The sequence below is a fragment of the Streptococcus halichoeri genome (assembly GCF_009870755.1).
Classification (GTDB): domain Bacteria; phylum Bacillota; class Bacilli; order Lactobacillales; family Streptococcaceae; genus Streptococcus; species Streptococcus halichoeri.
This window is the reverse complement of record NZ_WLZU01000005.1, coordinates 35,646-53,421: the sequence shown is the minus strand read 5'-3', so window position 1 is coordinate 53,421 and position 17,776 is coordinate 35,646. Positions and strand designations below refer to the sequence as shown.

Below are 17,776 nucleotides of genomic sequence, written 5' to 3'. Positions count from 1 at the left end.
GGTAGTTGCTATGATTGGAGGAAGCGGGCTAATCATTTTCTACTTTTTTTAGGTAGCGATAGACACTGGGTTCTGAGATTTTTAACACTTCAGCCACTTTGGAAACGGCCCCTTTTAATTGAAAAACGCCTCTTTCATATAACTTAAGGACAATGTCAATTTTGACTTCTTGGCTCAGGTGAATCCCCTCATCCAATAAGGCAGGATCAATCATTTCGCCGATAATATCTTGAATATTGCTAGATAGGACTTCGACAGTCTCATCTTGATTGTTGTCACTACTAGCAGAGCTATTAGTTGGCACTAAGTGTGTCAGATTGACGTTAGCTAAATTGAGAATATTTTCAGCCATGTCTTTATAGGCAGTGATGTCCATATTAATACATAGCATACCGTCTAGGTTTCCGTCTGTATCTTTGATAAAGTAGGTGGAACCTCGGACTTCTTTATTTTGTGGGCTAACGATGGCTTTGTAATTAGTAACAAAGTCTTTTTCTTTGTAAATTTTTTTGTTAATCAAATCAAGAGCGAAAGTTGTCAGAGGAGAACTAGTTGTTCGACCACTGATGTGGTTGTTGATAATTTCACCAATGTAAATATCATTTTTGTCAATGACATGTAAGACAAGTTCATAATTGCTGCCAAGCACGCCGTTTAAAAAATGCATAACGGTTTTCCAGTAACTTAATCGTTCTTTATCCATCCGGTCATTCCTTTGTTTTCTTATTTATACTATAGTAATATATTTTAGGTTAAAAGACAATAAAAAACTATCATAATAAAAAAATATTGTTAAGATAATAAATTATTATTGACTTTGGAGGCGATTTCATGTACTATTAGGTCATAAAGTTAAAGGAGGATTATGATGAATACCATACCCAAGCGTGTTGGGCCTTATTCAATTTATACCATTGAAGGGAATATCTTATATACCTCTGGTCAGCTGCCGATTTGTCCGGAAAGTGGCACCTTAGAAACAGGCTTTGAAGCACAGTGCCGCCGGGCTTTTTCAAATATTGCGAATGTTTTGAAAAGCGAAGATTTATCATTGGATGCTATTTTTAAATTAACGATTTACTTAGCTGATTTAGCCCATTTTGATGAGCTTAATCGTATTATGGAAACGCTGTTTGAGGAGCCTTACCCGATTCGTACAGCCTATCAGGTGGCATCCTTACCTAGAAATGCCTTAATTGAGATAGAAGCAATGGCACGTCTTACTAAAACGTTATAAAAATAATCTTATAGATTGGTGGAAAACATTATGGATATTCTTGTTGGTACAGGGCTTTTACTCCTTGTCCTTGCGATTTTTACCTTATTTAACTACAAAGCGCCTCATGGTGCAAAGGCCATGGGTGCTTTGGCAGCGGCTGCCTGTGCTTCATTCTTGGTGGAAGCTTTTCAAAGTGCTTTTTTTGGTAAAGTTCTGGGCTTTAAATTTCTCAGCGAAGTTGGAGGAGCAAATGGGTCGCTATCAGGTGTAGCAGCAGCAAGTTTAGTGGCGCTTGCTTTAGACGTTTCTCCGGTTTATGCGGTAATGATTGGTTTAGCAACATCTGGTTTTGGTATTTTACCTGGCTTCATTGCTGGCTACTTGGTATCTTTCCTTGTGAAATGGATGGAGAAAAAAATTCCTGGTGGTTTAGATTTGATTAGTATTATCATTGTTGCCACCCCGATTTCTCGTTTTATTGCCCAGTTTGTCACTCCGGTGATTGATAAAACCTTGTTAACCATTGGTGAAATCCTGACTGCTAGTGCTAAATCAAGTCCGATTATTATGGGTATTATCCTTGGTGGGACAATTGTCGTGGTAGCAACTGCTCCGCTATCTTCCATGGCCTTAACTGCTATGCTTGGTTTAACAGGAATTCCAATGGCTATCGGTGCACTTGCTGTTTTTGGATCATCCTTTATGAATGGGGTCCTCTTTTACAAACTCAAACTCGGTGAACGTAAAGACAATATTGCCTTTGCTATTGAACCCTTGACGCAAGCCGATGTGACATCAGCAAATCCAATCCCTATTTATGTGACCAATTTTGTCGGTGGCGCGGCCTGCGGGGTCTTGATCGCTCTAATGCAATTAGTCAATAATACTCCTGGGACAGCCACCCCAATTGCTGGATTTGCGGTTATGTTTGCTTATAATCCAATGACCAAGGTGCTGATAACGGCTCTGGGCTGTATTATCTTAAGTCTGATTTCTGGTTATCTGGGAGGCCTTGCCTTTAAAAATTATAAGGTGATTACCAAACAAGAACTACAAGCTAGAAATAATTGATCATTGGTAAGAAGTCCTATCTTACTGGTGTTTGGTGGATAGAACCTTGTGCTTATTGTTGATCCAGGTAAGCTTTGCTGTGGTTTTCCCGGTTGATGAAGCCTTTGACAGTCATGGACAAGCAGATAGGACCTGAGTTTGCTTTGTTTCATAGAAACCTGGTGTTTCAGCAAATGATAAGCTTATTGGAAAGATTGAATTTAGCAATAAAGGTATAGGGTCCATGCTTAGGATACTCAAGCGAAAATCACAGTCAGTTATGTGCTAGGGTATCTCGAAATGGACCTTGTTTTTTCCTTAAAGACGAGTAAGTAGCAGTTAATCAGTAACCAAAAGGGTAAGGAGGAAAATGTGACGAATTCAATATTGGCATTGATGACACAAATCGAGACAGAAGCACAAGCCATTCAAGATAGCTACGAGCGAGAGATTCAGGACTATGCCAGAGAACGACAACTAGAATTAGAAGAAGTCAAGCAGCAGTGTGATCAGGAAATACAGAAGTGCCTAGAGCAAGAAGAAGCTGCTTTGGCAAAGGAATTAAAGGTTCAAACAACACATCTGACAGACACCCTGACCAAAAATGAAGCACAAGTGCAAGCCATTTTAAAGCAAAAAAAGCGGACTTTGGCTTCGCAAATAGTGGATAAGGTGGTTGAAAAATATGGCCATTAGTCAAATGCAAACGGTTTCTTTTGTATTGGGAAACCACGAGCTTGATACTTTTTTACAGCTTCTTCAAAGCACCCAATTGGTGGAAATTAAGGACATGCCAAAGCAAACTACTTGGCAAGCAGCCTTTAGGCAAGAGCAGGTGCACATCCCTAAGATTTATCAAGAGTTAGCAGATGGTCCTCACCAGCTGTTAAAGGGGGAGCAGGTCTTTCAAGAATTGTCCCGCCGCCAGCAACATTTAGAAAGTACAATGGCTAGGCTTGAGAACTATATCCCTCGCAAAAGCAAATTCACAAAGCTTAAGCAGGCACCTTTGAGTGTCTCTGTTGCTGAACTTGACAATCCTAAGCGACAAGAGCAGGCCGAGCTGGCCTATACCCAGATCAACCAAAAATTGGATCGCCTCAGCGAACTGGATAAGGCAATGGCTGTGTGCCAAGACCAGCAAGAACAGTTGGCTGATTGGGTTAAGCTTAAAGTGTTGCCAAAAGACTTGACTCAGTTTAAGCACTTATCAGCTCTTGTAGGAACAATTCCTAATACTAGTGATGATAGCTATTACCGGCTGTTGCAAGGCAATCCCGACTTGGCCTTTGAGGAAGTTTTTCGCAATCAGTTGGAATATGGTGTTATTTTGTTTTGGGACAAGGGCAAAACAATTCCTTTAGATGAGCTGCAATTTAAAGCTTTAGATTACCCTTATCCGGAACTACCGGCTAAAATGCTGGCAAACTCTGCTTACAGGCTAGCAGAATATGAAAAGGAGCGCCAGCAATTAACCAGGGAACTCGCTGCTGCTGAGTTGGCCCTACAGCAAATGCAGTTGGCGACAGACTTTTTATTGAGCTCTTATCTAAGACAAGCAGCTAAAAAGCAGTTGGCTAGCACCAAGAACCTCGTCGCCCTAGAAGGCTGGGTAGAAAGGGCGCAATTGCCTTTACTTAAGCAAGTCATTGCCGAGCGGTTTGGAACGTCTATCTATATCAGTGAGTCTGAGGTGGACAAGGCTGACTGGGATGAGGTTCCTATCAAATTAGTGAATCATCCGGTGATTGCTCCGTTTGAATTGTTCACTGAGATGTACGCCTTGCCTAAGTATTATGAGCAAGATCCAACTCCGATTCTAGCCCCATTTTACTTTACCTTTTTTGGCATGATGGTAGCAGATCTCGGTTATGGCTTACTCTTATTTGGCGTCACCTGGTTTGCCTTGCAAGTTTTTAAGCTGCCTAACAAGCAAAGACGTTTTCTTCGTTTTTTTAATAGTTTAAGTCTCGCTGTTGCCCTTTGGGGACTAGTCTATGGTTCTTTTTTTGGCTTTACATTGCCATTTGTTTTAATTTCTACCCGCACAGATGTGATGACGATTTTAATGCTGTCTGTCATCTTTGGTTTTATCACGGTCATGGTTGGCCTACTGTTAGGTGGGTTACAACATGTCAAAATGAAAGATTATGCTAAAGCCTATAGTTCAGGCTTTGCTTGGTGTTTAATCTTGCTTGGGATCTTCCTACTAGCTTTAGGTAAGCTGGTACCAGGTCTTGCTCTATTAGCGGAACTTGGCAAGTGGCTTGCCATTTTCAATGCTGTTGGTGTGGTCTTGGTGGCAATTGTTAAAGCAAGAAGTCTACTTGGCCTTGGAGTTGGCCTTTATAATCTCTATAATATTAGTGGCTATATCGGGGATCTCGTAAGCTTTACGCGTTTGATGGCCCTTGGTTTATCCGGTGCGAGCATAGCTTCGGCCTTTAATCTGATTGTAGGAATATTACCACCGCTGGCTCGCTTTACAGTTGGAATATTACTGTTTGCCCTTTTACATGCCATCAACATTTTCTTGTCCCTTTTGTCAGGTTATGTTCATGGGGCAAGACTGATGTTTGTAGAATTTTTTGGTAAATTCTATCAAGGTGGCGGCAAGCCCTTCCAACCTCTTAAAATTTCAGAAAAATACATCACTATTCACAAAGAAAATCCGATGGAGGAAAAATAAAATGGAACAATTAGCACAGTATTTTGCAGCCCATGGAGGTGCCTTTTTTGCCGCTTTAGGAATTGCGGTTGCGGTTAGCTTTAGTGGTATGGGGTCAGCCTATGGCGTTGGTAAGGCAGGGCAAGCAGCAGCTGCGCTGTTAAAAGAAGAACCTGATAAGTTTGCTTCTGCCTTAATCTTACAATTGCTACCAGGGACACAAGGACTGTATGGCTTTGTTATTGGCATCTTAATCTGGTTGCAATTAACACCAGACTTATCAGTAGCAAAAGGCTTGGCCTATTTCTTTGTGGCTTTACCTATTGCTATTGTCGGTTATTTTTCAGCTAAACATCAGGGTAATGTGGCAGTTGCTGGTATGCAAATTTTGGCGAAACGGCCTGAAGAATTCATGAAAGGTGCTATCCTTGCGGCCATGGTTGAAACCTATGCTATTTTAGCTTTCGTTGTTTCATTTATCTTAACCCTTCGTGTCGGCTAACCTTTTGTTAGTTGTAATGATGGAAGAAGGAGGATGTCAAGTGAATGACCTGGAAAACTTGAAGCAAACCGTACTTGAGCGTGCGCATCGTGAGGGAAAAGAAAAACTAGACAAAGAGAGCAAAAAAATAGCTGCCGCTTTTGAAAATAATAAAGCCACCTTATTAGCAACGAAAAATGAAGAAAAGCGCCAGCGGCTCAAGAAAGTCAATCAACGTTACCAGATTGAGTTACAACAGTTAAAAACCAAGGAGCGGCAGTCAACCCTAGTTGCTAAGCAGACTGTTCTTAAAGCTTTATTTACAGCTGCTCTTGACCAAATGATCGCCTTTGATCAAAAGCAAGAGCTCGCTTTTATGACGTCAGTTTTACAGCACTATACAGACCAAGCTATAACACTTGAGCTTGGTCAAATCACAGCTGATAAATTTGGTCCGTCTGATCTTGAGCAACTTAGGGATGACTTTCCTCAGGTAGTCCTTTCTCCGGTGACGATTAGTGGCCAAGCTGGCTTTTTGCTTAAAACGGGCCCCCTAGATTATTCTTATTTATACCATGATCTGATAGCTTCGATTTATCAAGAAGAATGCTCCTTAATTGCTAAAACATTATTTAACGAAGATTAGGAGGCCTTATGGACACGAGTCGGTTTACACAGGTTAATACAACTATAAGTGTGAAAGAAAAAGACTTATTTACTGCTGAGCAATTTTCCCAAATGCTAAACTCACCAGATAATGAAAGACTTGGTTTGCTTTTTCAAGCTTCGCCTTATCAGCTTTCTGTCAATAGTCTTGGACAACTAGACTTAGTGGAGCACGCCTTGATGACGGAGTTAGCGAAGACCTTTAAGTGGGCCTATCAGGAGTCTCCTTATCCTGAGCTAGTGGACTTGTTTACCTTACGCTATACTTATCACAATTTAAAAGTTCTGCTAAAGGCTAAAGCCAGTCAAAGAGACTTGCACAGTCTATTACTACCCATTGGTATTGGCTCTCAAGCAGCTCTTAAACAGCTAGTGTCGACTTTAAACTCAGATAGCTATCCTTTTGTTATGGTACATGAGGTGCAATCTATCTGGGCAGAGTATTTGGATTATCAAGATAGTCGTGTTATTGAGATAGGGGCAGATTTAGCCTATTTTAAACATTTGATGACAATTGCCCAATCTTTAAAGGATGGCAAGGTGATGCAGGCAGTTAAGATAATAATTGAATGTTATAATCTGATAACAGTGGGCCGAGCTCAGCAATTAGGCAAATCAAATAGCTTTATCAAGCAGCTTATCTCCAGTCAGGGAAGCTATCCTATCCATCGTTATCAAGAGCTGCTTGCAGGATCAGGTTGGAATGACTTATTCGATTGCTTGATTTCCAATCCGTATGCTCATGATTTACGAAACTATCAAACCAAGCTCAGTCAAGGAGCCTTGTCTTTGCCAGAGTTAGAGTACCTCAGTGACTATTTGCTCTTTGCTTTATTTGATGAGGCTAAATATGACAGTGATGGGCCTTATCTCTTGCCGCGCTACCTGCTAGGGAAGCAATTTGAAGTCAAAAATATCCGTTTAATACTTTCTGCTCTTGTTAACCAATTGCCAATGGCACACATTAAAGAAAGGATGCGACCTATTTATGGCCAATAAAGCTTATAAGATTGGAGTCATTGGAAATCGGGATGCGATTTTACCTTTTCATATGATTGGCTTTCAGACTTTCCCTGTTCTTGCAGTCCAAGAGGCGACCAATACCCTTAGAAAACTTGCCCAAAGTGATTTTGGCATTATCTATATCACTGAAGATATAGCTGCAATGATTCCTGAGACCCTTGCCCATTATGAGGGACAACTCTTACCAGCTGTCACGATTATACCGACTCATAAAGCTGATCTGCAATTAGGGATGAAAGGTGTTCAAGAGCGGGTAGAACGTGCGGTTGGTCAAAATATCCTCTAAAAGCAAACAGGGCAGGCGAGTCGTCTGCTAACGGCATATAGAGTTAAGGACGTGGACACAATCTTTTTAACAGAAATAAAGGAGAGAAACTTGCGCCAAGGAAAAATTATAAAGGTTTCAGGGCCACTTGTCGTGGCTTCTGGGATGGAAGAAGCAAATATTCAGGATATTTGCCGTGTTGGCCAGCTTGGTCTAATCGGTGAAATTATTGAAATGCGCCAGGATCAGGCCTCTATTCAGGTTTACGAAGAAACCTCAGGGCTTGGTCCTGGGGAACCTGTTATCTCTACAGGTAGTCCTTTGTCAGTGGAATTGGGCCCAGGATTAATATCTGAGATGTTTGATGGCATCCAACGCCCACTTGATCGATTCAAACAGGCAACATCTAGTGACTTTCTGCTTCGTGGGGTGGATGTTGCGCGGTTAGATCGTGAGCGGGCATGGGCTTTTCAGCCAACACTTGCAGTTGGTACAAAAGTAGTGACAGGGGATGTTTTAGGAACAGTTCAAGAAACACAAGTGGTGGAGCATCGGATTATGGTACCCAACCAGGTATCTGGTAAGCTTCTCTCTATAAAGGCTGGCACCTTTTGTGTGGATGAAGTGGTTTATGAAATTGAGCAAACTGATGGCAGTATTTACAAAGGAACACTGATGCAAACGTGGCCTGTGCGCAAGAGCCGTCCGGTAGCCAAAAAACTCATGCCTGTTGAACCTTTAATTACTGGCCAACGTGTTATTGATACCTTTTTTCCAGTGGCAAAAGGCGGAGCGGCTGCCGTTCCTGGGCCCTTTGGAGCTGGTAAGACAGTTGTCCAACACCAGATAGCTAAATTTGCTAATGTGGACATTGTAATCTACATTGGTTGTGGGGAACGTGGGAATGAAATGACCGATGTTTTAAATGAATTCCCAGAATTGATTGATCCTAGTACGGGCCATTCGATTATGGAACGAACAGTTTTGATTGCTAACACCTCAAATATGCCAGTAGCAGCACGTGAAGCTTCGATTTATACAGGGATTACGATTGCCGAATACTTCCGCGATATGGGTTACTCTGTTGCTGTTATGGCGGATTCAACCTCTCGCTGGGCTGAGGCACTTAGGGAAATGTCTGGCCGCTTAGAAGAAATGCCAGGTGATGAGGGCTATCCTGCTTATTTAGGTAGTCGTATTGCTGAGTATTATGAGCGCGCAGGCCGTTATCGAACTCTGGGCAGTCAAGGAAGAGAAGGGAGTATTACAGCTATTGGGGCTGTTTCACCCCCTGGAGGAGACATTTCAGAGCCAGTTACTCAAAATACCTTACGGATTGTTAAAGTATTCTGGGGCTTAGATGCTCCGCTTGCTCAACGCCGACATTTTCCAGCTATTAATTGGTTAACTTCTTATTCGCTTTATAGTGACCAGGTCGGCCAGTATATCAGTCAGCACCAAGAGAGTAACTGGATACAAAAGGTGACGGCGGCCATGACGATTCTTCAAGCAGAAGCAAGCCTCGAAGAAATTGTTCGCTTGGTGGGACTTGATTCCCTATCAGAGCAAGACCGCCTGACCATGGCTGTCGCGCGCCAAATTCGCGAAGACTATTTGCAACAAAATGCTTTTGATAGTGTAGATACCTTTACCTCCTTTGCTAAGCAAGAGGCAATGCTAAGTAATATTTTGCTCTTTAACGAAGAAGCTACAAAGGCTTTATCATTAGGAGCTTATTTTACAGAGCTGATGGAAGGAACGGTTACCCTACGTGATCGGATTGCTCGTAGTAAGTTCATCGCTGAGGACCGGCTGCAAGAAATTCTTGATTTAGCTCAAACCATTAAATCAGACATTCATCACGTTTTAGAAAAAGGAGGAATCTAGCATGCCTGCCATTAAAGAATACCGGACCGTTAGCGAGGTTGTGGGTCCTTTGATGATTGTTGATCACGTTCAAGGGGTACATTATAATGAATTGGTTGAAATCAGGATGCATAATGGTGAAAAACGTCAAGGCCAAGTGCTTGAAGTACAAGAAGACAAGGCCATGGTCCAATTGTTTGAGAGCTCAAGTGGTATCAATCTGGCTAAGACAAAAGTACGTTTTACCGGCCATCCGCTTGAGTTAGCCGTTTCTGAGGATATGCTTGGTCGTATTTTCGATGGTTTGGGTCGACCAATTGATGATGGACCTGACTTGCTCCCTGAAAAATACCTGGACATTGATGGTCAAGCCATCAATCCAGTTGCTAGAGACTATCCTGATGAATTTATTCAGACGGGCATTTCTGCGATTGACCATTTGAATACTTTGGTTCGTGGCCAAAAACTACCAGTCTTTTCAGGCTCTGGCTTACCTCATAATGAATTGGCCGCACAAATCGCGCGCCATGCCACGGTACTCAATACAGACGACCATTTTGCAGTGGTTTTTGCTGCTATGGGTATCAGTTTTGAAGAAGCCGAGTTCTTTATGAATGATTTACGTAAAACAGGTGCTATTGATCGCTCAGTCCTATTTATGAATCTAGCCAATGACCCTGCTATTGAGCGGATAGCAACTCCTCGTATTGCCTTGACCACCGCTGAATATCTAGCTTATGAAAAAGGTATGCATGTGTTAGTCATTATGACTGATATGACCAACTATTGTGAAGCTCTGCGGGAAATTTCGGCTGCTCGCCGGGAGGTGCCAGGTCGGCGCGGTTATCCCGGTTATTTGTATACCAATCTCTCAACCCTCTATGAACGTGCGGGACGGTTAGTTGGTAAGAAAGGTTCTGTCACACAGATTCCGATCTTAACGATGCCTGAAGACGACATTACGCACCCTATTCCTGATTTAACTGGCTATATCACAGAGGGTCAAATCATTCTCTCACACGAACTTTATAATAATGGTTTTCGTCCGCCCATTAATATCTTGCCATCGCTCTCGCGTTTAAAGGATAAAGGTTCTGGTGAGGGAAAAACCCGAGCTGATCATGCTGCAACGATGAATCAATTATTTGCTGCCTATGCTCAAGGAAAGCAAGCCAAGGAGTTAGCTGTCGTTTTGGGAGAATCAGCCCTATCAAAGACGGATAAATTATATGTGCAATTTACTGATCGCTTTGAAGCGGAGTATATTAACCAAGGTTTTTACACTAACCGCAGTATTGAGGAAAGCTTAAATCTTGGATGGGAGCTATTGGCAATATTACCAAGAACCGAATTAAAACGGATTAAAGACGAGATGCTTGACCATTATTTAGGTGAAAGTAAGGCATAGCTTTTCTCTGCTTGATAGGTGTCGTCTTAAGGTCCTAATGTATTAGAAAGGTTTTTGTCAATGGTAAGATTAAATGTCAAACCAACCCGCATGGAGCTAAATGGCCTAAAAAAACGTTTAAAAACAGCACAAAGAGGGCATAAACTCCTCAAAGATAAACGCGATGAGCTCATGCGTCATTTTATTGATCTGATACGAGAAAATGCGCGCCTTCGCCAGGAAGTTGAAGCTGTGCTTCAGCATAATATGCAAGAATTTGTTTTAGCTAAGTCTCTTGAAAATGATGCGATGATTGAAGAGTTATTTTCAGTTCCTGTGCGAGAAGCCCAGTTAATTATTGAAGTTGATAATATCATGAGTGTTCACGTTCCCCGGTTTCTAATCAATGAAACGTCAACAGACAGCGCCAATCAACTGTCCTATAGTTTTCTTAATTCCAACAGTGAAATGGATAATACGATTCAAAAAATGGAAGCACAGCTCACCAAGCTGTTGCGGCTAGCAGAAGTTGAAAAAAACTGTCAGCTCATGGCTGATGAAATCGAAAAAACCCGCCGGCGGGTCAATGGCTTAGAATATTCCATTATACCCCAATTAGAGGAAACCATTCACTACATTGAGTTGAAATTAGAAGAAGCAGAACGGTCTAACTTGGTTCGGATTATGAAAGTCAAATAGCCTAAAAAACTGATTTTAAACAGATTGAAGCAGGTAAAGGCGCCTTGTTTATTTCAATCTGTTTTTTTGTTTGGCTAGGCTGATTAGTTGTATCTGGGCTTGTAACCAACTCGGATGAGTTGCGTTAGCTTCTTTTCTTTGATAAAAAAAGGTGATGGTGGCTATCACCTGTTGGTGCCAGTAGCCGTCTAGCCTGCTATTTTACCTGTGGTTAGCCAGTATCGCAAATGAAAAACGAACCCCTAAACAGCTATTTAAAATAAGAAAAAGTCTAAAAGGACTATCCGAAAAGAGCACAAGCGTGATATAATAGGGGCGTTGCCTGGCAACCCTTGGTGCTTATTCCCTTTCACCAAGCATATTACACACGTCACTCATCCCATAAAAGGGATTTGTCGTACGTCAAAGGAGATACAATGACACATTATACTGTTCGTGATTATGTTCACATAGCTTTGGTTGCTGCCCTTTATGTGGTTTTGACCATTACCCCACCCCTCAATGCTATTTCTTATGGCATGTACCAATTTCGCGTTTCGGAAATGTTGAATTTTTTAGCCTTCTATAATAAGAAATACATCTATGCAGTAACGATTGGTTGCATGATTGCTAACCTTTACAGTTTTGGCTTAATTGATGTTTTCGTTGGTGGTGGATCAACCTTAGTCTTTGTGAGCTTGGGTGTTTGGCTTTTCAAACGCTATCAAAAGGACTATTTCTTTCATGGTTTTTTAAACAAGGCCTTTTGTTACTTTTCCCTATTTTTTGCAGCATCCATGATTACCGTCGCTATTGAATTAAGCTTTTTTAATGCCCCATTCTTATTGACCTGGTTTACCACGGCGGTGGGTGAATTGGCTTCGCTTTTGCTTGGCTCGATTATCATTGACAAGATGGCCAAGCGGATTGACTTCACGAAGTAGAGCTGTCGCTAAACAAGAACTGATTTTGGCAAAGACTGGATTTGATCCGGTCTTTTTTAGCTAGGCTCAAAACTAGTAAGCAAAGTCTGGTCTTGCTAGCATAAGTCCCCTAGCGAGCAAGAGTCGCACCGCTTAGACATTTTCCTGCTAAGCTTTTAAGGAATTCAGTAGCGGCCAGCCATGCAAAAGGTTACTTTTATGATAAAATAAAGATATGGAAAAACGAATAAAAGAGTTAACCGCATTACTAAATCGTTATCGTCACGAATACTATACAAATGACAACCCTTCGGTGTCTGATGCTGAGTATGATCGCTTGTATCAAGAATTAGTACATCTAGAAGCTAGCTACCCCGAATGGGTCCAAAAAGATAGTCCCACACAGGCTGTTGGCGGGCAAATTCTCAAAGGATTTGAAAAATACCAACATCCTTATCCCTTATATAGCCTTCAAGATGCCTTTTCGCACGAGGAATTACTAGCTTTTGATCGCCGGATTAAAACAGAGTTTCCTAATGCCACATATGTTGCTGAATTAAAGATTGATGGTTTATCCATCTCCCTAAGCTATGAGCAAGGTAAATTAGTGACTGGAGCTACGCGTGGTGATGGGAGTGTGGGTGAAAATATCACAGAAAACCTCAAACAGGTCAAAGACATTCCTAGGCAGTTAAACAAACCCATTGATATTACCGTTCGAGGAGAAGCCTACATGCCCAGGCATTCTTTTATGTTGATTAATCAAGAGCGGCACGAAAATGGTGAAACAGAATTCGCTAATCCGCGTAATGCTGCCGCTGGGACCTTGCGGCAGTTGGACACCTCAGTGGTAGCTAAACGCCAATTAGGCACCTTTTTATATCAAGAAGCTAGCCCAAGCCAAGCAAGCAGTCAAACAGCTGTGCTAGAAAAGCTACATGAGCTGGGTTTTTCTGTCAACCCTACGCGCCAAGCATCGGGTGATATGGCAGTCATTTGGAACTTTATTCAAACCATCGAAACGGAGCGTGAACAGCTCTCTTATGAGATTGATGGCATTGTGGTTAAGGTTGATAGCCTAGCCATGCAAGAAGAGCTTGGCTTTACAGTTAAAGCCCCACGCTGGGCCATTGCCTATAAGTTTCCTGCTGAAGAAAAAGAAGCTAAAATTCTCTCGGTTGATTGGACTGTTGGCCGTACTGGCGTGGTCACCCCTACAGCTAATTTAAGCCCTGTGCAGTTGGCCGGAACAACAGTCAGTCGAGCCACTCTTCATAATGTTGATTACATTGCCGAAAAGGACATTCGGCTGGGTGATACGGTTGTGGTCTATAAAGCTGGTGATATTATCCCTGCCGTTTTGCGCGTGGTGGCAGATAAGCGCAGCCACCAAGAACCATTAGTCATCCCCACGCTGTGTCCATCGTGTCACAGTGAGCTTGTTCATCTTGAAGAAGAGGTGGCCTTACGCTGTATTAATCCTTTGTGTCCGAGTCTTGTAAAGCGTGGTTTGGAACATTTTGCCAGCCGCAATGCTATGAACATTGCTGGCTTGGGTCCAGCGATGGTTGATAAGCTTTTTGCTGCAAATTTAATTCAAGATGTGGCTGATATTTATCATATAACCCAGGCTGATTTACTAGCCCTAGATGGGGTACAAGAAAAGTCAGCGGACAAATTATTAGCTGCTATTGCCGCTTCGAAAGCTAATTCGGCTGATAAACTCTTGTTTGGTTTGGGTATTCGGCATGTCGGTGCGAAAGCTAGCCGTCTTTTGCTCGAAGAGTTTGAAACACTGCCGCATTTGATGCAAGCTAAGCGGGAGACGATTGCCGCTATTAATGGCCTAGGGAGTGTGATTGCCGATTCTTTAGTTCGTTATTTTGCTAAGGAAGAAGTGCATCTGCTGGTAAATGAACTCCGTGTGGCTGGTGTTAATCTTGACTATCTTGGGAAAAAATTAGATAAAACGGCACAGCTCTTTGGCATGACGGTCGTTTTGACGGGAAAATTAGAACAGTTAACCAGGATAGAAGCCAAAGACAAATTAGAAGCCTTAGGAGCTAAGGTCACTTCTAGTGTGTCTAAGAAAACGGATTTAGTGATTGCAGGTAGTGATGCCGGCTCAAAATTAGATAAAGCTCTCAAGCTTGGTATTGAGATACAAGATGAAGATTGGCTCCGTCAATTGTAGTAGTGAGGTATAAACATGAAAAAACAAATGAGAGCTCGTCTCATTTATAATCCGACATCTGGTCAAGAAATGATGAAAAAAAATGTGGCTGATGTCTTAAATATTATTGAAGGCTTTGGTTATGAGACCTCAGCTTTTCAAACAACAGCTCAAAAACATTCGGCCCTAAACGAGGCTAGACGGGCTAGTCAGGCCGGCTTTGATCTTATCATCGCTGCTGGTGGTGATGGAACGATTAACGAAGTTGTAAGCGGCGTTGCTCCCTTAAAGCGCCGACCAAAGATCGCTGTTATTCCTACGGGGACAACTAACGACTTTGCGCGGGCCTTGAAGATCCCTCGTGGCAATCCGCTTAAAGCTGCTGAAATCATTGGTAAAAACCAACTGATCAAGATGGATATTGGCCAAGCTCGAGAAGACCATTATTTTATTAATATTGCTGCCGCGGGTAGCTTAACGGAGTTGACTTACAGCGTGCCCAGCCAGTTAAAAACGATGTTTGGCTACCTGGCTTATCTCGCAAAGGGTGTTGAGCTATTGCCTCGCGTGACAAATGTACCGGTTAAAATCACCCATGATAAGGGTGTTTTTGAAGGCGAGGTCTCAATGATTTTTGCGGCTATTACTAACTCTGTGGGTGGTTTTGAACAGATTGCTCCAGACGCAAAACTAGACGATGGCAAATTCACTTTAATATTGGTGAAAACAGCTAATTTATTTGAAATTGTGCATTTGTTGCGACTGGTAATAGATGGCGGAAAGCACATCAAGGATCGCCGTGTTGAGTATATTAAAACAAAAAAAGTGATTATTGAGCCTCAAAACAATGAACGCATGATGATTAACTTGGATGGTGAGTACGGTGGTGATGCTCCGATTGTTTTGCAAAACTTAAAAAATCATATTACGTTCTTTGCTGATACTGATTTGATTTCTGATGATGCCTATACTATTAATCCCAAAGAGGCAGAACTGGATGATTTTGCTAAGAAATTTGCCCATGAAGTCGAAGATTTAGAAGAGCAGGGCAATCAATGGGCTGAGCAATGAAAAATACTGTTATTGTACATTACCACACTCCCAGCGGAAATTATTTTAAGCACAATCTATGGCAGTGGCAAGATGGTCAGGCAGGTCAAGAGGCCTCTTTTTCACGCTATGACAGCTTTGGGGCAGTTGCCTGCCTAGCTTATGATGCTCCTTATTTTCTAAACCAAGTTTACGTCATCGTTAAAGAACAGTTTTGGCAAAGCCAGACGGGGGATTATGCTATCCAGCGAACCGAGGGCCTGCCTAAAACTGAGGTCTGGCTTGTTGATGGGGATGCTAGGGTTTATTATTCACGTCAGGCGGCAGTAGCAAGCAAACACTACAAGAGGCGCAAACGTGATGCCTATGATATGGCAACTAACAGCCAAGCTTTTGACAAAAAATGGGGGTTTGATGACTGGTTAGGTTTTCGCTATTCTCCATTTGAAACTTCTTTTCGCTTGTGGGCGCCTACGGCAGAAAGGGTTCAATTGATTTTGTATCATTCAACGGCTGCACATGCTAGTGTCTCGGCGGTTTTAGAAATGGGCCGTGGCAGTGTCAGTGACCCGAATGACCATCGTAAGAATACTCATGGTGTCTGGTTTTTAAAACTTGAAGGCGATTATAATTATCAGGCCTATTGTTATCGCATCTATTATCGCAAACGGACATTTGCTGATTCTCGTGATCCGTATACAATTGCTACGACGGCCAACGGTCAACGCTCAGTAGTGGTTGCCCAAGCTGAGCTAGTGCCTAAGGGGTTTCAAGTAAGGCATGGTCAGGCCGCTAGCTGGCGCTTAGAGAATCCGAACCAGGCTGTTATTTATGAGATGCATGTGCGCGACTTTTCCCAATCAGTGAGTTCAGGTGTTTCTGCTAAACATCGCGGTAAGTTTAAGGGCTTGATTGAAACTGGCACTAAAAACCGCTTTGGAGATAGCACCTGCTTTGATTATGTTAAAACACTTGGTATTACGCATATTCAATTGCAGCCAGTATTTGACCACCATCACACCTTTGACCACAGCGGCCAGTATAACTACAACTGGGGCTATGATCCTGAAAATTATAATGTGCCTGACGCTAGTTTTACGACCAATCCTGACCAGCCAGCAACCCGAATCAAGGAATTAAAAGAAGTTATCCAAGCTTATCACAATGCTGGTCTAAACGTTGTTATGGATGTGGTTTATAATCATACTTTTTCTAATAAGGATTCTGCTTTTCAACTAACTGTTCCGGATTATTACTACCGAATGAACCCAGATGGTAGCTTTCAAAATGGTTCTGGTTGTGGCAATGAAACAGCTAGTGAAAAAGAGATGTTTCGCAAGTATATGATTGATTCGGTTCTTTACTGGTTGCAAGAATATAATATTGATGGTTTTCGCTTTGATCTAATGGGCTTACATGATGTAGAGACCATGCAGCGTATCCGAGCAGCAGTTGATGCTGTTGACCCACGGATTCTGATCTATGGTGAGGGCTGGGATATGGGAAATGGTCTGCCGTCACAGCAAAAAGCAATCAAGCGTAACGCTGATCAACTGCCAGGGATTGGCTTTTTTAATGATGATGAACGAAATGCTATTAAGGGAGCAGAAGTTTATGGCTCGCTAGAAAAAGGCTTTGTGTCGGGTCTAGCCAGCGAAGGCCTTCTTGCCAAAGCCCTCCTAGGTAGTGATGAAATAGGCACCTACCAAAGCCCTAGTCAGATAATAAACTATGTTGAAGCACACGACAATTACAATCTTAACGATCTTTTATGGGCTTTGCATCCTAAAGACAGTGATGATACCCACCGCCAGCGTGTACAAGTAGCAACTGCTATTAATCTTTTGATGCAGGGGATAGCTTTTATGCAAATTGGCCAAGAATTTTTAAGAACCAAGCTATATCCGACTGGTTTAGGCCAAAAGCTAACTCAAGAAGATCAAGAACGGGCCATGAATTCTTATAATGCTTCTGATGACGTCAATCAAATTAATTGGGATTATGTAAGCCGTGAGCAACCAACCATTGCATTTGTAAAAAAACTGCTCGCATTGAAAACGAAATCACCCTATTTTTCATATCCTACATTTTCAGAGATTAGGCAGCATGTTTACATTGAATCAGCTAAGCCAAATAGCGGTTTTATCAGCTTTACGGTTGAAGATAAGCAGAAGCTTAAAATTATTTTCACCAATAATCGTAAACGTTTGCTGAAAGAGACCAACTATGCTATAATTGAAAGTAACGATAAGCGCTTTCAATTTTCAGATTCTCTAATGAATGAATTGTCAGTGGTGATCCTTGACATACCAAAATGACCTGAGTTT

At 42.1% G+C, this 17,776-nt stretch carries 16 protein-coding genes and 1 riboswitch; of the genes, 15 read left to right on the top strand and 1 reads right to left on the bottom strand.

The genetic code is table 11. From position 1 onward, the window contains the following. Positions 1 to 28 precede the first annotated feature (28 nt). A complete protein-coding gene (locus GWD08_RS02410; protein ID WP_159564065.1) occupies positions 29 to 703 on the bottom strand; it encodes a helix-turn-helix transcriptional regulator in 675 nt (224 codons plus the stop codon). Positions 704 to 868: 165 nt separating this feature from the next. Between GWD08_RS02410 and GWD08_RS02405 the strand changes: the two genes are divergently transcribed. The 15 genes from GWD08_RS02405 to pulA all read left to right on the top strand — a co-directional run bounded on the left by GWD08_RS02405 (position 869) and on the right by pulA (position 17,767). Next, entirely contained in the window at positions 869 to 1,237 is a 369-nt protein-coding gene (locus GWD08_RS02405) for a RidA family protein (protein WP_159564091.1), read from the top strand. 30 nt (positions 1,238 to 1,267) lie between these two features. Next, positions 1,268 to 2,290: a PTS sugar transporter subunit IIC gene (locus GWD08_RS02400; protein ID WP_159549105.1), complete on the top strand. Its 1,023-nt coding sequence runs from the start codon at positions 1,268 to 1,270 to the stop codon at positions 2,288 to 2,290. Between the two features lie 351 nt (positions 2,291 to 2,641). Continuing rightward, positions 2,642 to 2,965 carry a hypothetical protein gene (locus GWD08_RS02395; RefSeq protein ID WP_159544229.1) on the top strand — a complete coding sequence of 108 codons (324 nt, stop codon included), beginning with the start codon at positions 2,642 to 2,644 and terminating at the stop codon, positions 2,963 to 2,965. Then, entirely contained in the window at positions 2,955 to 4,958 is a 2,004-nt protein-coding gene (locus GWD08_RS02390; protein WP_159564064.1) for a V-type ATP synthase subunit I, read from the top strand. Before GWD08_RS02395 ends, GWD08_RS02390 begins: the two co-directional genes overlap by 11 nt. Before the next feature lies 1 nt (position 4,959). Continuing rightward, positions 4,960 to 5,439, top strand: coding sequence for a V-type ATP synthase subunit K (locus tag GWD08_RS02385; RefSeq protein ID WP_159544225.1), 480 nt, complete (start codon positions 4,960 to 4,962; stop codon positions 5,437 to 5,439). A 40-nt stretch (positions 5,440 to 5,479) separates the two neighbouring features. Then, on the top strand, positions 5,480 to 6,064 hold the full coding sequence (locus tag GWD08_RS02380) for a hypothetical protein (RefSeq protein WP_159564063.1): 585 nt from the start codon (positions 5,480 to 5,482) through the stop codon (positions 6,062 to 6,064). Between the two features lie 8 nt (positions 6,065 to 6,072). Further along, positions 6,073 to 7,083 carry a V-type ATPase subunit gene (locus tag GWD08_RS02375; RefSeq protein ID WP_159564062.1) on the top strand — a complete coding sequence of 337 codons (1,011 nt, stop codon included), beginning with the start codon at positions 6,073 to 6,075 and terminating at the stop codon, positions 7,081 to 7,083. After that, positions 7,073 to 7,393 (top strand): V-type ATP synthase subunit F, encoded by a 321-nt coding sequence (locus GWD08_RS02370; RefSeq protein WP_159564061.1) that lies wholly within the window; start codon positions 7,073 to 7,075, stop codon positions 7,391 to 7,393. The genes GWD08_RS02375 and GWD08_RS02370 overlap by 11 nt, the downstream gene beginning before the upstream one ends. Positions 7,394 to 7,483: 90 nt before the next feature. After that, positions 7,484 to 9,259 carry a V-type ATP synthase subunit A gene (locus tag GWD08_RS02365; RefSeq protein WP_159564060.1) on the top strand — a complete coding sequence of 592 codons (1,776 nt, stop codon included), beginning with the start codon at positions 7,484 to 7,486 and terminating at the stop codon, positions 9,257 to 9,259. Position 9,260: 1 nt separating this feature from the next. Further along, a complete protein-coding gene (locus tag GWD08_RS02360) occupies positions 9,261 to 10,646 on the top strand; it encodes a V-type ATP synthase subunit B (protein WP_159564059.1) in 1,386 nt (461 codons plus the stop codon). 60 nt (positions 10,647 to 10,706) lie between these two features. Beyond that, positions 10,707 to 11,324 (top strand): V-type ATP synthase subunit D, encoded by a 618-nt coding sequence (locus tag GWD08_RS02355; protein WP_159544213.1) that lies wholly within the window; start codon positions 10,707 to 10,709, stop codon positions 11,322 to 11,324. A gap of 300 nt (positions 11,325 to 11,624) precedes the next feature. Continuing rightward, a riboswitch (PreQ1 riboswitch) is annotated at positions 11,625 to 11,743 on the top strand. Then, on the top strand, positions 11,741 to 12,247 hold the full coding sequence (locus tag GWD08_RS02350) for a QueT transporter family protein (protein ID WP_159564058.1): 507 nt from the start codon (positions 11,741 to 11,743) through the stop codon (positions 12,245 to 12,247). Its footprint overlaps the riboswitch before it by 3 nt. A 214-nt stretch (positions 12,248 to 12,461) precedes the next feature. Continuing rightward, positions 12,462 to 14,420, top strand: coding sequence for an NAD-dependent DNA ligase LigA (ligA, locus tag GWD08_RS02345; protein WP_159564057.1), 1,959 nt, complete (start codon positions 12,462 to 12,464; stop codon positions 14,418 to 14,420). A 15-nt stretch (positions 14,421 to 14,435) separates the two neighbouring features. Then, a complete protein-coding gene (locus GWD08_RS02340) occupies positions 14,436 to 15,470 on the top strand; it encodes a diacylglycerol kinase family lipid kinase (protein WP_159544207.1) in 1,035 nt (344 codons plus the stop codon). Beyond that, on the top strand, positions 15,467 to 17,767 hold the full coding sequence (gene pulA / locus GWD08_RS02335) for a type I pullulanase (protein ID WP_159564056.1): 2,301 nt from the start codon (positions 15,467 to 15,469) through the stop codon (positions 17,765 to 17,767). Before GWD08_RS02340 ends, pulA begins: the two co-directional genes overlap by 4 nt. The last annotated feature ends 9 nt before the right edge of the window (positions 17,768 to 17,776 follow it).

Coding starts and splice junctions, on each gene's coding strand:
- GWD08_RS02410 (WP_159564065.1), bottom strand. CDS start 703: ATGGATAAAGAACGATTAAGTTACTGGAAAACCGTTATGCATTTTTTA.
- GWD08_RS02405 (WP_159564091.1), top strand. CDS start 869: ATGAATACCATACCCAAGCGTGTTGGGCCTTATTCAATTTATACCATT.
- GWD08_RS02400 (WP_159549105.1), top strand. CDS start 1,268: ATGGATATTCTTGTTGGTACAGGGCTTTTACTCCTTGTCCTTGCGATT.
- GWD08_RS02390 (WP_159564064.1), top strand. CDS start 2,955: ATGGCCATTAGTCAAATGCAAACGGTTTCTTTTGTATTGGGAAACCAC.
- GWD08_RS02385 (WP_159544225.1), top strand. CDS start 4,960: ATGGAACAATTAGCACAGTATTTTGCAGCCCATGGAGGTGCCTTTTTT.
- GWD08_RS02375 (WP_159564062.1), top strand. CDS start 6,073: ATGGACACGAGTCGGTTTACACAGGTTAATACAACTATAAGTGTGAAA.
- GWD08_RS02370 (WP_159564061.1), top strand. CDS start 7,073: ATGGCCAATAAAGCTTATAAGATTGGAGTCATTGGAAATCGGGATGCG.
- GWD08_RS02360 (WP_159564059.1), top strand. CDS start 9,261: ATGCCTGCCATTAAAGAATACCGGACCGTTAGCGAGGTTGTGGGTCCT.
- GWD08_RS02355 (WP_159544213.1), top strand. CDS start 10,707: ATGGTAAGATTAAATGTCAAACCAACCCGCATGGAGCTAAATGGCCTA.
- GWD08_RS02350 (WP_159564058.1), top strand. CDS start 11,741: ATGACACATTATACTGTTCGTGATTATGTTCACATAGCTTTGGTTGCT.
- ligA (WP_159564057.1), top strand. CDS start 12,462: ATGGAAAAACGAATAAAAGAGTTAACCGCATTACTAAATCGTTATCGT.
- GWD08_RS02340 (WP_159544207.1), top strand. CDS start 14,436: ATGAAAAAACAAATGAGAGCTCGTCTCATTTATAATCCGACATCTGGT.
- pulA (WP_159564056.1), top strand. CDS start 15,467: ATGAAAAATACTGTTATTGTACATTACCACACTCCCAGCGGAAATTAT.